This is a genomic window from Sedimentibacter sp. zth1 (genome assembly GCF_017352195.1).
Taxonomy (GTDB): Bacteria; Bacillota; Clostridia; order Tissierellales; family Sedimentibacteraceae; genus UBA1535.
Genome location: NZ_CP071445.1, coordinates 3,062,737 through 3,076,547, shown reverse-complemented (window position 1 = coordinate 3,076,547; position 13,811 = coordinate 3,062,737). Strand labels below are relative to the sequence as shown.

At 35.2% G+C, this 13,811-nt stretch carries 9 protein-coding genes and 3 rRNA genes; 4 read left to right on the top strand and 8 right to left on the bottom strand.

Going from position 1 to position 13,811, the window contains the following annotated elements; genetic code table 11:
- Nucleotides 1–68: 68 nt before the first annotated feature.
- Both JYG23_RS14505 and JYG23_RS14500 read right to left on the bottom strand, forming a co-directional pair.
- Nucleotides 69–656 (bottom strand): DUF2284 domain-containing protein, encoded by a 588-nt coding sequence (locus JYG23_RS14505; RefSeq protein ID WP_207236389.1) that lies wholly within the window; start codon nucleotides 654–656, stop codon nucleotides 69–71.
- Nucleotides 657–676: 20 nt separating this feature from the next.
- Nucleotides 677–1,108 carry a GNAT family N-acetyltransferase gene (locus JYG23_RS14500; protein ID WP_207236388.1) on the bottom strand — a complete coding sequence of 144 codons (432 nt, stop codon included), beginning with the start codon at nucleotides 1,106–1,108 and terminating at the stop codon, nucleotides 677–679.
- A gap of 225 nt (nucleotides 1,109–1,333) precedes the next feature.
- Between JYG23_RS14500 and JYG23_RS14495 the strand changes: the two genes are divergently transcribed.
- From JYG23_RS14495 to JYG23_RS14480, 4 genes are read left to right on the top strand one after another with little or no spacing between them, the layout of a single operon-like run.
- Nucleotides 1,334–1,591: a TM1266 family iron-only hydrogenase system putative regulator gene (locus tag JYG23_RS14495; protein WP_207236387.1), complete on the top strand. Its 258-nt coding sequence runs from the start codon at nucleotides 1,334–1,336 to the stop codon at nucleotides 1,589–1,591.
- Nucleotides 1,592–1,611: 20 nt separating this feature from the next.
- Nucleotides 1,612–2,637 (top strand): ABC transporter substrate-binding protein, encoded by a 1,026-nt coding sequence (locus JYG23_RS14490; protein WP_207236386.1) that lies wholly within the window; start codon nucleotides 1,612–1,614, stop codon nucleotides 2,635–2,637.
- Nucleotides 2,627–3,361, top strand: coding sequence for an ABC transporter permease (locus JYG23_RS14485; RefSeq protein WP_207236385.1), 735 nt, complete (start codon nucleotides 2,627–2,629; stop codon nucleotides 3,359–3,361). The genes JYG23_RS14490 and JYG23_RS14485 overlap by 11 nt, the downstream gene beginning before the upstream one ends.
- A complete protein-coding gene (locus JYG23_RS14480) occupies nucleotides 3,345–4,016 on the top strand; it encodes an ABC transporter ATP-binding protein (RefSeq protein WP_207236384.1) in 672 nt (223 codons plus the stop codon). The genes JYG23_RS14485 and JYG23_RS14480 overlap by 17 nt, the downstream gene beginning before the upstream one ends.
- A gap of 456 nt (nucleotides 4,017–4,472) precedes the next feature.
- Here JYG23_RS14480 and JYG23_RS14475 read toward each other — a convergent pair whose 3' ends face one another.
- The 6 genes from JYG23_RS14475 to JYG23_RS14450 all read right to left on the bottom strand — a co-directional run bounded on the left by JYG23_RS14475 (nucleotide 4,473) and on the right by JYG23_RS14450 (nucleotide 13,243).
- A complete protein-coding gene (locus JYG23_RS14475) occupies nucleotides 4,473–4,991 on the bottom strand; it encodes a LemA family protein (RefSeq protein WP_207236383.1) in 519 nt (172 codons plus the stop codon).
- Nucleotides 4,992–5,004: 13 nt separating this feature from the next.
- Nucleotides 5,005–6,855 (bottom strand): DUF2207 domain-containing protein, encoded by a 1,851-nt coding sequence (locus JYG23_RS14470; RefSeq protein WP_207236382.1) that lies wholly within the window; start codon nucleotides 6,853–6,855, stop codon nucleotides 5,005–5,007.
- 98 nt (nucleotides 6,856–6,953) lie between these two features.
- Entirely contained in the window at nucleotides 6,954–7,175 is a 222-nt protein-coding gene (locus JYG23_RS14465; RefSeq protein WP_207236381.1) for a YdbC family protein, read from the bottom strand.
- 829 nt (nucleotides 7,176–8,004) lie between these two features.
- A 5S ribosomal RNA gene (rrf, locus tag JYG23_RS14460) occupies nucleotides 8,005–8,121 on the bottom strand.
- Between the two features lie 219 nt (nucleotides 8,122–8,340).
- A 23S ribosomal RNA gene (locus tag JYG23_RS14455) occupies nucleotides 8,341–11,270 on the bottom strand.
- Between the two features lie 461 nt (nucleotides 11,271–11,731).
- A 16S ribosomal RNA gene (locus tag JYG23_RS14450) occupies nucleotides 11,732–13,243 on the bottom strand.
- Together the 16S, 23S and 5S rRNA genes form the textbook arrangement of a ribosomal RNA operon.
- Between the last annotated feature and the right edge of the window lie 568 nt (nucleotides 13,244–13,811).

The following is a 13,811-nucleotide window of genomic DNA, read 5'->3' as shown; positions in this document are numbered from 1 at the left end:
TTTATATATTAAAAAAGCACTACATAAATTTTGAGTGCTATTACCAAACTATAATTATTTATTGTACATTACTGTCCTTTTAAATTAATATCTAGATTTTTATTTGTTAAAAATCCACTAACTAACGTATAATACTCTAAAATTTTACCATCTTTGGACCACTTTATCTCTATTCCTAACAGCTCTAATGCGGTTTTTTGCACATCACATCCGAGTGATTCTAATGAATATCTCATTTTATCTTTATGAATGCATACATTACCATTTAATCTTGTACAGGTTTTGCATAACAAACAACTTCCAGCATTTAATGAAATACTATCCTTGTAAATATGTTCAAACTCTAGAAGCTCTTTCTCCTGATTTCTTCTAACGTAATTCAATATCTCTAAAATATCTTTGTTATGTTTATCGTTTTGAAAATTATCCTTACTAATAAATACTTTAGTTCCAAAAACATGTAGATACTTATAATTTAAAATATAATCTTTTGTTGAAAAGTTATATGGTGGACAAGACCATAATTTAGAAAATAAATTACAGCCTTGACAATACCCAAAAAAAACTTCAGAATCATAATATTTTTTTATATAATCTAACACATCTATTCTATTTTTTATTACTTCTAATTTATATAATTTCTCAATATTTTTCATTAATTTTATATGTAATATGATTAGCCACAACAGCTCCCACATACATCTCCTACTTTTACCATAGTAATAGTTGTATCTACTTTTTCTTCTTGCTCAAAATCAACTTTTTTAAATAGTTTTTCATATTTATCATCTACATATGCATAAGTTTTTTCTGCACCTATATTTACAGCTTTTCTTACTAACATTCTAATTATAAGCTCGCCATAACTATTTTTCCTATTTTCCTTTAATACACATATTTTATCTATAATATACTTTCCATTTTTAAAATATAATCTTCCAGTTCCAACTGGTTTGCCACTGTCATATACTAAAACATTTTTTGCAAAACTATCATATTCATCATGAATAAAACTACTTCCATACTTTAACTCATTTGCAAAAACTATATTTCTAATTTTAAAAACTTCCTTTAAATTAATACCCTGTACCCATTTAGTTGATACCAAATTCATCCACCTCTTTAAAATTTATATAGTATTGTATAGATATTATTATAACACAACTACAGCAAAAAACAATATATTGACTTATAAAACAAATTATGTTATCTTGAGAATAAGTCTAAGCTTAAAGAATATCTAAGAGCAAGGAGAAGTTTTAAATTAATGAGTTTTTTCATATACTTCTTCTTATTTGATTATCAAATAAGTTTTTTTTTTGGAGGTTATTAAATGGAACAAGAAAAAAGAATTGGAGTTGTTGGTATAGTTATAGAAGATTTAGATAAAGTATCTATAATTAATGATATTCTGCATCAATATAGTAATATAATTATTGGAAGATTAGGTTTGCCATACAAAGAAAAAGAAATTAGCATAATATCTTTAGTAGTAGATGGTACTACTGATGAAATTGGTGGGCTCAACGGTAAATTAGGTAAAATACATGGAGTTAACATCAAAAGTGCACTTTCTAAAAAAGTTTTTTAAATTATTAGGAGGAAAATACAGTGAAAAAAGTTTCAACAATTGTTAGTTTAGCATTAGCCTTATGCTTAATATTTACAGCATGTGCTACTACTTCTAACGATCAAAATCAAAACAATAGTGAACAAAACGGGGTAAATAACGAAAATAAACAGGTTGTACAACAAACAGTAAATGTTGTTGGATTAAAAGGTCCTACATCTATAGGTATGATAAAAATGATTGATGAAAAAGCTTTGAATAGCGATTCATATAAAGTTGACTATCAAACTGTAGGAGCTGCAGACTTATTGACAGGTAAATTAATTAACAATGAAATACAAATTGCTGCAGTACCAACAAATTTGGCAGCAGTTTTATACAACAAAACAAAAGGTAAAATTCAGTATTTAGCTCAAAATACATTAGGTGTATTATATGTAGTAGGAAAAGAAGATATTACTTCATTAGCGGATTTAGAGGGTAAAAAAGTTGCTATAAGTGGTAAAGGCTTAGTTCCTGAATATGTAATGAATTTTATGCTTGAAAAAAAAGGTTTAACAGATAAAGTTGTCTTAGACTATTTACCTGACCATGCTACAGTTGCTCAAGCAATTTTAGCTGGAGATGTTGATTATGCAATATTGCCACAACCTTTTGTTACAAAAGTTACTATGAATAGTGAAAATGTAAAAATAGTTATAGATCTTAATAAAGTTTGGGAAGAAGCTTCAAATGGAGAAAGTGTTCTTTCTATGGGATGCTTAGTTGTAAATAAAGAATTTGCTGCAAATAATAAACAATTTATGAAAGATTTCATGACTTCATATGAAGAGTCAGTTAATTTTGTTAATGCAAATCCTAAGGACGCTAGTGTATTGGTTGAAGAAAACGAAGTAATAACTAATGCTAAACTAGTTGAAAAGGCAATACCAAATTGTAGTATAGTTTATAAAAGTGCATCTGATGCTAAAAGCGAAATCAATGCATTCCTAAATATATTATTTGAATCTAATAACGCATCTATTGGAGGAAAACTACCAGGTGAAGACTTCTATTATGAAGACTAATTTAAAGAAAATAATAATATTAGCATTTTGGTTAACTATATGGGAGATAGTTTCTTTAATTATTAATAGGGAGATTTATCTCCCTTCTCCTATTTGTACATTTAAATCGTTAATTGGATTATTGGTTGAAAGCGAAACATATTTAATATTAATAGCAAGTACGTATAGAACTTTATTAGGTATTATATTATCATGCATATTTGGTATTTTATTAGGATTTATTTGCGGTATGAACAAGTTTTTATATGATATCATAAATCCAGTAGTGTTGGTAATACGTTCAACTCCAATTGTTTCAATTATTATTTTAGCAATAATTTGGCTTAAATCAACATATGTTCCTATATTTTCATCATTATTAATGTGTTTTCCAGTTATATTTACTAACATTTCTACTGGTATAAAAAATACTGATAAAAAACTATTAGAAGTATGTAACATATATAATATTACTGGTTTTAACAAAATCAAATCAATTTATTTTCATTCAATTATTCCATACATTCATTCTGCAATTATATCTACTATAGGCATAGCTTGGAAGGCAACATCCGCAGCAGAAGTTTTAAGCATGCCCAAATATTCAATAGGAACTAATCTGTTTTATGCAAAAGCATATTTAGAACCACAATTATTATTCGCATGGACAATACTTATTGTTGTATTAAGCTCTATATTTGAAAAAACATATGTGAAGGTGTTTAAGTATGATAAAACTAAATAATATAACAAAATCTTATAATAATATCAATTTGTTTGAAAATTTCAATATAGAAATAGAGGAAAACAAAATCACTTCGATTTTAGGTCCTTCTGGAATCGGAAAAACCACATTAATAAATATATTATGCGGTATCACTAAACCTGATGACGGTCAAATAATATTACCAAATGATTATAATTTTTCATATGTTTTTCAAGAACCAAGACTACTTGATTGGTATACTGTTTATGAAAATATTGATTTTGTATTAAAAAAGGAATATAAGCATGAAAAGAGAAAAGAAATAGTAAATAAATATATAAAACTTGTTGGATTAGAAGAATATGCACATAGCAAAATTACTGCTTTAAGTGGTGGAATGGCTCAAAGAGTTGCATTAGCTAGAGCTTTTGCATTCCCATCAAATATATTAATACTTGATGAACCATTCAAAGGTTTAGACTTAAAACTCGAAGAAGAATTATTAAAAAAATTTCTATCATTATGGAAAGCAGATAAAAGAACCGTTATATTCATAACACATAGTATTGACCAGGCAATACTTTTGTCGAAGAAAATCTATGTATTAAATGAAAAACCTATAAAAATTGTAAAAGAAATAAGTTCAAATGAGTTTACTGAGAATACTAAATATGTTATTAAACAATTACTCTGAAACGGATTCATAAAAATTCTATTAACTATGTACACTTTGCGAATTTTGTCATATATTGTAATAAGTGTAGTTGATAGATTATTATTTACTCCCCCTACTTAATAATTTATCATACACTAAAATTAATCCCCTTAAAAGTGAAAGGAAGATGTTTATGCGTAAATGTTTGAATCCTTGCAAAAATGTACCAGGTCCGTACGAAATAGGATGCTATAAGTCTGGAAACGAATATTGCTTATATTTTAATCCATATTCTTATATATACAGAAATTGCTGTTATCGTTGTCGTTGCCGTTGCTGTTGTTGAGGATGTAGAAAAGTAAATAAATGTAATTAAGTTTCAATGAAACTAATTATTATGTAATGTATTAATGTAACTGCTATTTAATGTGTTTTAATATAACAAATCAATAATTAGGCCTGTAGCTTTCTCCCCCATTTGCTACAAGCCTAATTTTAATCTTCTATATCAAATTTTAAAAATTCCTTTTCCTTATATCCAAATAATTTAACAATTAGATTATGAGGAAAAGTCTGAATAAATCTGTTGTATAACATAACGGTATCATTATAAAATTGTCTATATATAGCAATTTTACCCTCACTAACTCTTATCTGTTTTTGAAGTTCTATAAATGTTTCATTAGCTTTTAAGTCAGGATAGTTTTCAGCTACTGCAAATAACTTTTCCACATTTCTGTTTAATTCAGAATTACTACTTATGTTTTCATTTGCAGATTCTGAATTTATCAATTTTACTCTATCTTTTGTAATAGTCGAAAACAAATCTTTCTCATACTCTGCATATTTAACAGCTATTTCAAGCAAATTAGGTATTGTACTTATTTTAGCTTTTATTTGAATACTTATTTGACTCCAACTATTATCAACCTTTAAATCCCATTTTAGAGCCTTATTATATACATATATAATATATATTCCTATCAAAATTATTATTATTGCAAATATTTTCATTATTACCTCCTATTTAGCTGCAGCCGCCACCGCCGCCACCGCCACCGCCGCCGCCACCTGATGAGAATCCCCCACCAGAACCTGAAGCAGAACTATTTGAAGAAAATGCGCCTTTTATATTTGTACTTATTTTGTCTATTGAATCAAATATTGAAGTATTAAATGTAGCTTTACCATTGCTTACATTATACAATATATATAAGTTCACAGTGTTGTTATATCGGTAATAAGATTCATTATTAAGCTCCGGATACTTAATTGGAAGCTCTTTTAATATTTTTTTACCCATACCAACCGCAACTGCATATACTATATACTTTTCCCACAATATAAGGTCAGGTAATTCTTTTTCATTGAATGATGTAAATTCCTTTAAAAATCTTTTGTAACCTTCCCACAATGCCAGCTCATCTTCACCCTTTTGTGTAAGTCTTCTTATACAACATAAACATATTAATGAAACAATAAATAATATAATAAAGCACACTCCTAAACCAATTTGTAATAAAACAAATGAAAGTATAGTTAGCGCAACGCAAACAATCATTGTTATTATAAAATATTTCATGTGTTTATTTACACTTTTATCAATAAAATTATTAATTCCAAGTTGTTTTTTTGATTGGACTTTAAATTCGTTAAATATTTCAATAACTTCATTTGCATGTTTATCTATGTATTTTTTAATTTGTTTTTGCGTAATTTCTGTATCTCCATTTGCAACAGTACTTAAAAATGTTAACATCTTCTTTTCATGGCTTTTTAATTTAGAATCATTCTTATCTTTTATTTCAATAATTAAATCATTCTTCTTCTTTCTATACAAATCATCATCATTTTTAAATGATAAAAAGCCTTTTAAATTTAAATCTAACAGCGTTGAAGTAAATCTCTCATCATCTTTATATACATTTTTGTAAAATCCCATTAAATCAACAACTTCAGATGGTGTTAAATTTGTTTCAGAAATTTCTCTATAATACTCTGGTGCAAATGTTGGAACAAGTCTTTTTGTTATCTTTGCACATTTTTTTATTAACAAAAAAGATGCTATAACTAATATAAGTAGAGGAAAAAACAAATCTTTATAAACATCAAATCTTAGTGCTTCTCTTTTTCTATTTGCATCATCTGCAAAACCCTTTTCTTCTTTAAGAATTTCTTCTAATTTGCTATTGTTTACTTTGTTTGTTGAACTAATAAATAATTCATTAGGCAACAAAATTCTTGCTTCTACAAATGTATGCTTATGTACTTTATTAATCTTTAATGTTACAAGTTTTTCATTTTCTATTGTAATTAATCCTTCTAGCGGTCCATGTGCCCAAGCTCTAATCTGTTCTTTTTTACAACCGTCCGGCATGTTAATGTTTATAGTCACATTATTAATTGGTATCTGCCACTTATCCCCAATAACTTTCCAATAAAATTCTGCTATATCATTATATGATGTTACCGCATTTTCTATATTATAGCTCATCTTAAATTGCTTAGTTTCATTAGTAGCTCTATAGTATATTTCAGCATTTATTTCATCACCAGTATTTGATATTGCATAACAATTTTCTGGTTTGCTACTATCAAAGCTATCTAATTTTGTATATTCACCACTTTTACTTTCATATACATTAAATTCTGTTATTAAATAATTTTTGTCAAGTGGTATATTCCTTTCAAATTTAGTAAATGTGCCACCCTTGTATGTCATAGTCCATAATTCTTCAAACAAAGCACTACCATCGTCTTGCAATGTTATGTTTACGTTCAGTTCATCACAACTATACGTTTTATCATCAGCATATACACTTGTTACAAAACAACTAGCTATCAATATTATAACTATGAGTAAAGATATTTTTTTCATATTAACTCCTTGATAAATATTATGACTCTATTATAATATATCATGGTATTAATTTCAATAAATAACATTGTTAATGTATGAGTGTATATTTTTATATTTTATAATTCAAGCTTATTTAAAATATCCTTTAGATTTTTAAGATCTTCTCTAGTCATTGTTATACCTTTGCTCATTTTTTCATGTTCTATTGACCAATCTCTAATATCATACTTAGCTTTGGCATTATTCCAACTAATTAAATTTATTTCTTTAGTCCAACCCTTTGCATTTTCACCAATCACGCCTATTTCTTCTACTATTTCATATTTTATTTCAGCCATTTTTTCTCCTTTGTTAATTATAGAATTTTATAAATTTATTAATTGCTACATGATTCTATTATACTACAAAACTAAAAAATTTAAATAAAAATAATCTGGCGATGGCTGCTTGACCTAACCCCATTTGCATACTTATATACTATCTTTCAGAGCAAATGGTGGTAGGTCAGCCGCAATGAGTACCAAATCTATGTGAGCATGGTCTTTTCGAACAAATAGATTTGCTGTACGAAACTGCGCTTGCTCCTAACCCCATTTGTTGTCTTAGTATACTCTCTTTCTTTACAAATGGCTGGTAGGTCAAACAGCAATGAGTACCAAATCTATGTGAGCATGGTCTTTTCGAGCAAATAGATTTGCTGTACGAAACTGCGCTTGCTCCTAACCCCATTTGTTGTCTTAGTATACTCTCTTTCTTTACAAATGGCTGGTAGGTCAGACAGCAATGAGTACCAAATCTATGTGAGCATGGTCTTTTCGAGCAAATAGATTTGCTGTACGAAACTGCGCTTGCTCCTAACCCCATTTGTTGTCTTAGTATACTCTCTTTCTTTACAAATGGCTGGTAGGTCAGACAGCAATGAGTACCAAATCTATGTGAGCATGGTCTTTTCGAGCAAATAGATTTGCTGTACGAAACTGCGCTTGCTCCTAACCCCATTTGTTGTCTTAGTATACTCTCTTTCTTTACAAATGGCTGGTAGGTCAGACAGCAATGAGTACCAAATCTATGTGAGCATGGTCTTTTCGAGCAAATAGATTTGCTGTACGAAACTGCACACTTTCTCTATTCTTAAGAGCCAGATTATTTTTTCCTTGCATAAAAATAATCTGGCGATGTCTTACTTTCCCAGGCAGTCACCCACCAAGTATCATCAGCGCTAAAGAGCTTAACTTCCGTGTTCGGGATGGGAACGGGTGTGTCCTCTTTGCTATTATCACCAGATTATTTATAACTCGTTCTTTTTCATCAACTCTACGTCATTACTCATTCTTTCGTATTTCTTGATTTGATAAAAAATTACTTCGTTATATTGTATATTAAGTTATCATTAAATTGAAAGTTTGAACTTTCAAAATTATATAGGAAAAACTTTTCGAGATTTGGATTTCGCTGGATCTGACCTACCATCCATTTGAGAATCAAATGGGGTTAGGATCATTATTGGTCAAGACCTCGACCTATTAGTATCACTCAGCTGAATACATTGCTGCACTTACACCTGTGACCTATCTACCTGTTAGTCTTTCAGGGGTCTTACTTACTTACGTAATGGGAAATCTTATCTTAAGGTTTGTTTCGCGCTTAGATGCCTTCAGCGCTTATCAATTCCAGACTTAGCTACTCAGCCGTGCTCCTGGCGGAACAACTGATTCACCATAGGTCTGTCCATCCCGGTCCTCTCGTACTAAGGACAGCTCCCTTCAAATTTCCTACGCCCACGACGGATAGGGACCGAACTGTCTCACGACGTTCTGAACCCAGCTCGCGTGCCTCTTTAATGGGCGAACAGCCCAACCCTTGGGACCTGCTTCAGCCCCAGGATGAGACGAGCCGACATCGAGGTGCCAAACCTCCCCGTCGATGTGGACTCTTGGGGGAGATAAGCCTGTTATCCCCAGGGTAGCTTTTATCCGTTAAGCGATGGCCCTTCCATTCGGCGCCACCGGATCACTAAGTCCAACTTTCGTTCCTGCTCGACATGTACGTCTTGCAGTCAAGCTTCCTTCTGCCTTTACACTCTTCGCACGATTTCCGACCGTGCTGAGGAAACCTTTGAGCGCCTCCGTTACTCTTTCGGAGGCGACCGCCCCAGTCAAACTGCCCAACTGACAGTGTCCATATACTGGATCACAGTATCATGTTAGAAATTCAGTATCAATAGAGTGGTATCCCAACAGCGACTCCACACATACTGGCGTACATGTTTCTTAGTCTCCCACCTATCCTGTACAATTAATACCGAATTCCAATGTCAGCCTGCAGTAAAGCTCCATGGGGTCTTTCCGTCCTGCCGCGGGTAACTCGCATCTTCACGAGTACTACAATTTCACCGGATCTATTGTTGAGACAGTGCTCAAATCGTTACACCTTTCGTGCGGGTCGGAACTTACCCGACAAGGAATTTCGCTACCTTAGGACCGTTATAGTTACGGCCGCCGTTTACTGGGGCTTAAGTTCACTGCTTCACTTACGCTTACAGCTCCCCTTAACCTTCCAGCACCGGGCAGGTGTCAGCCCCTATACTTCATCTTTCGATTTAGCAGAGACCTGTGTTTTTGGTAAACAGTCGCTTGAGCCTGTTTTCTGTGGCCCACTAAAGCTCCAACCGTTCGGTCTTCACTTCCATGGGCACCCCTTCTCCCGAAGTTACGGGGTTATTTTGCCTAGTTCCTTAACAATAGTTCTTCCGCTCATCTTTGGATTCTCTCCTTGACTACCTGTGTCGGTTTACGGTACGGGCACCTTGATCTCGATAGTGGATTTTCTTGACAGCGTAGACTCAGTTACTTCACTACTTGTTTTCGCTCCCATTCGTATCTCAGGATTTTGAAGAAACGGATTTGCCTATCTCTTCTCCCTACTTACTTAGACGTACTATTCCATCAGTACGCTAACTTATCTTTCTGTGTCCCCACTTCTCTTTTAACGATCTTCGGTGGTACTGGAATTTCCACCAGTTATCCATCGCCTACGCCTTTTGGCCTCGGCTTAGGTCCCGACTTACCCTGAGTGGACGAGCCTTCCTCAGGAATCCTTAGTCTTTCGATGGGTGAGATTCTCACTCACCTTTCGCTACTCATGCCAGCATTCTCTCTTCTGTACAATCCACAGCCTCTTTCGATGGCGCTTCGACTCGTACAGAATGCTCCTCTACCGATTGTATTAATACAATCCCACAGCTTCGGTGATAGATTTTAGCCCCGGTAATCTTCGGCGCAGGTCCACTCGACCAGTGAGCTATTACGCACTCTTTGAAAGTGTGGCTGCTTCTAAGCCAACTTCCTGGTTGTCTGTGTAGTCCTACATCCTTTTCCACTTAATCTATCTTTGGGACCTTAGCTGGTGATCTGGGCTCTTTCCCTTTTGACTATGAAACTTATCTCACATAGTCTGACTCCCAACGCTAATTTTATGGTATTCGGAGTTTGATAAGTTTCGGTAACGTATAACGTCCCTTGACTATTCAGTGCTCTACCCCCATTAATCTTACGTTAAGGCTAGCCCTAAAGCTATTTCGAGGAGAACCAGCTATCTCCAGGTTCGATTGGAATTTCACCGCTATCCACAAGTCATCCCATAGCTTTTAAACGCTAACGGGTTCGGTCCTCCACCAGATTTTACTCTAGCTTCAACCTGCTCATGGATAGGTCACCTGGTTTCGGGTCTACGACATGCAACTTTCGCCCTATTAAGACTCGCTTTCGCTTCGGCTCCTAACCTCTCAGTTATTAACCTTGCTGCATATCGTAACTCGCTGGCCCGTTCTACAAAAAGTACGCGGTCACACTCGTAGTGCTCCCACTGCTTATAAGCATAGGGTTTCAGGTTCTTTTTCACTCCCCTCCCGGGGTTCTTTTCACCTTTCCCTCACGGTACTATTTCTCTATCGGTCACTAAGTAGTATTTAGCCTTGGGAGATGGTCCTCCCTGCTTCCCACCGGATTTCTCGTGTCCTGTGGTACTCTGGATCATATCTTGCTCTTTGACTTTTTCGTCTACGTGTCTATCACACTCTTTGGAGCTTCTTTCCAGAAGTCTTTGACTATCGTCTCGGATACTTTGTTGATATGTCCGCAACCCCATGCCGAAACATGGTTTGGGCTCTACCGATTTCGCTCGCCGCTACTTTCGGTATCGTTTATTTACTTTCTCTTCCTAAGGGTACTTAGATGTTTCAGTTCCCCTCGTTCCCCACGTATGACTATTTATTCATCATACGTTACATACGGTTCTCCATATGTGAGTTTCCTCATTCGGACATCTACGGATCAATACTTGTTTGCAGTTTCCCGTAGCTTTTCGCAGCTTACCACGTCCTTCATCGGCTCTTAGTGCCAAGGCATTCGCCCTACGCTCTTTATATCTTGACCTCTTAAACTCGTTCTTTTTCATTTATGCTGTGTCTCTCGTCACTTCGAATGCTCACATACTATTCGTATGCTCCGCTTCTTAGCTCCTCGTTTCGTGCCTAAATAAAAAATCACTTCGTTTATTGTTAATCATCAGTTTAATTGTGCGTCTTCACACAACTATTTTTTGGTTACTCTTGTAATTAATATTTGCTTCCGCTTATATTTTTTACTTAGTTTTATTGTTTTTTTTGATGTTTTTCTCGTTTGTTTTTTCCTATACAATTTTCAAAGTTCAGCTTGCTTTGAACATTTTGTTGCCAAAATTTTCTCTGCATTAGTCTTAATACTCAAATTCTCACTTGAGTATCAATGAAACAGCATAAGTTCCTTGTTTCGAACATGCTTTTCTGGCGTTCAAACCAGAAAAGCGACATTGAAACAAAATGCAAACTAATACATTTTGTTTTCTGTCTCCTTAGAAAGGAGGTGATCCAGCCGCACCTTCCGATACGGCTACCTTGTTACGACTTCACCCTAGTCATTAATCCTACCTTAGGCGCCTGCCTCCAAATGGTTAGCTCAGCGACTTTGGGTATTATCAACTTCCATGGTGTGACGGGCGGTGTGTACAAGACCCGGGAACGCATTCACCGCGACGTTCTGATTCGCGATTACTAGCAACTCCGACTTCATGTAGGCGAGTTGCAGCCTACAATCCGAACTGGGATCGGTTTATTAGGTTTGGCTCCAGCTCACGCTTTCGCTTCCCTTTGTTCCGACCATTGTAGCACGTGTGTAGCCCAAGACATAAGGGGCATGATGATTTGACGTCATCCCCACCTTCCTCCGGTTTGTCACCGGCAGTCTCACTAGAGTGCCCATCTTTCATGCTGGCAACTAATGATAAGGGTTGCGCTCGTTGCGGGACTTAACCCAACATCTCACGACACGAGCTGACGACAACCATGCACCACCTGTCTCCCTTGCTTCCGAAGAAGAGAGCACATTTCTGCACTTGTCAAGGGGATGTCAAGCCTTGGTAAGGTTCTTCGCGTTGCTTCGAATTAAACCACATGCTCCGCTGCTTGTGCGGGTCCCCGTCAATTCCTTTGAGTTTCAGTCTTGCGACCGTACTCCCCAGGCGGAGTGCTTATTGCGTTAGCTCCGGCACTGACCTCTCGGCCAACACCTAGCACTCATCGTTTACGGCGTGGACTACCAGGGTATCTAATCCTGTTCGCTCCCCACGCTTTCGTGTCTCAGCGTCAGTTACAGTCCAGTAAGTCGCCTTCGCCACTGGTGTTCCTCCTAATATCTACGCATTTCACCGCTACACTAGGAATTCCACTTACCTCTCCTGCACTCAAGTTACGCAGTTTCAAATGCTTACGAGGGTTTAGCCCTCGCCTTTCACATCTGACATACGTTACCGCCTACTCACCCTTTACGCCCAGTAAATCCGGACAACGCTCGCCCCCTACGTATTACCGCGGCTGCTGGCACGTAGTTAGCCGGGGCTTCCTCCTTTGGTACCGTCATTTTTTTCTTCCCAAAGGACAGAGCTTTACGATCCGAAAACCTTCTTCGCTCACGCGGCGTCGCTGCATCAGGCTTGCGCCCATTGTGCAATATTCCCCACTGCTGCCTCCCGTAGGAGTTTGGACCGTGTCTCAGTTCCAATGTGGCCGTTCACCCTCTCAGGCCGGCTATTGATCGTCGCCTTGGTAAGCCATTACCTTACCAACTAGCTAATCAAACGCGAGCTCATCTCGTACCGATAAATCTTTGACTTATTAATCATGTGATCAATAAGTGTTATATGGTATTAATCCCAGTTTCCCGAGGCTATCCCTTTGTACGAGGCAGATTGCTCACGCGTTACTCACCCGTCCGCCGCTAATACTCGTCCCGAAAGACTTTCTTCGCTCGACTTGCATGTGTTAGGCACGCCGCCAGCGTTCGTCCTGAGCCAGGATCAAACTCTCGTTTAATATCTGTTCTCAAGCTTACGCTTGGCATTAACTCTCGTTAATTGTTGTTGTTTTTACTGTTTTTGTTCTATTTCTTATACTCTTGCGAGTACTGAAATCAAAGGTTGTTCTTATGCTGTTTTATTGTCTAAGGTTCTTATAAATTATCTTTTTTAGCACTTTCCGCGTTACTTTCATTTTCCAGTGCTCGTGTATTCTTTATACACTGTGCGCTTCAAATTTCAGTTGCCTTGAAATTATCTAAAAAATATTAATTTATATTCATTTTTAAATGCTTTGCTGTCTCTCGACTGCTTTATTAGTTTACCACAACTAATTTAACTTGTCAAGAACTTTTTAAAATTATTTAATATCTTTATTGCTTACTTGTAATAACTTTGTTAAGTATTCTTAACAACTTACTTAGTATATCACGATTATAAAACTTTGTCAACACTTTTTAAATTTATTTGTAATTTTGTTTAACAATATTAATTTAGAAAGCTATATTACTTAATTTTTGACTACTGTTTTTTTAAGCAGCTTTAGTATGTTAACACATACCAGTATCCATGTCAACCTGTTTTTA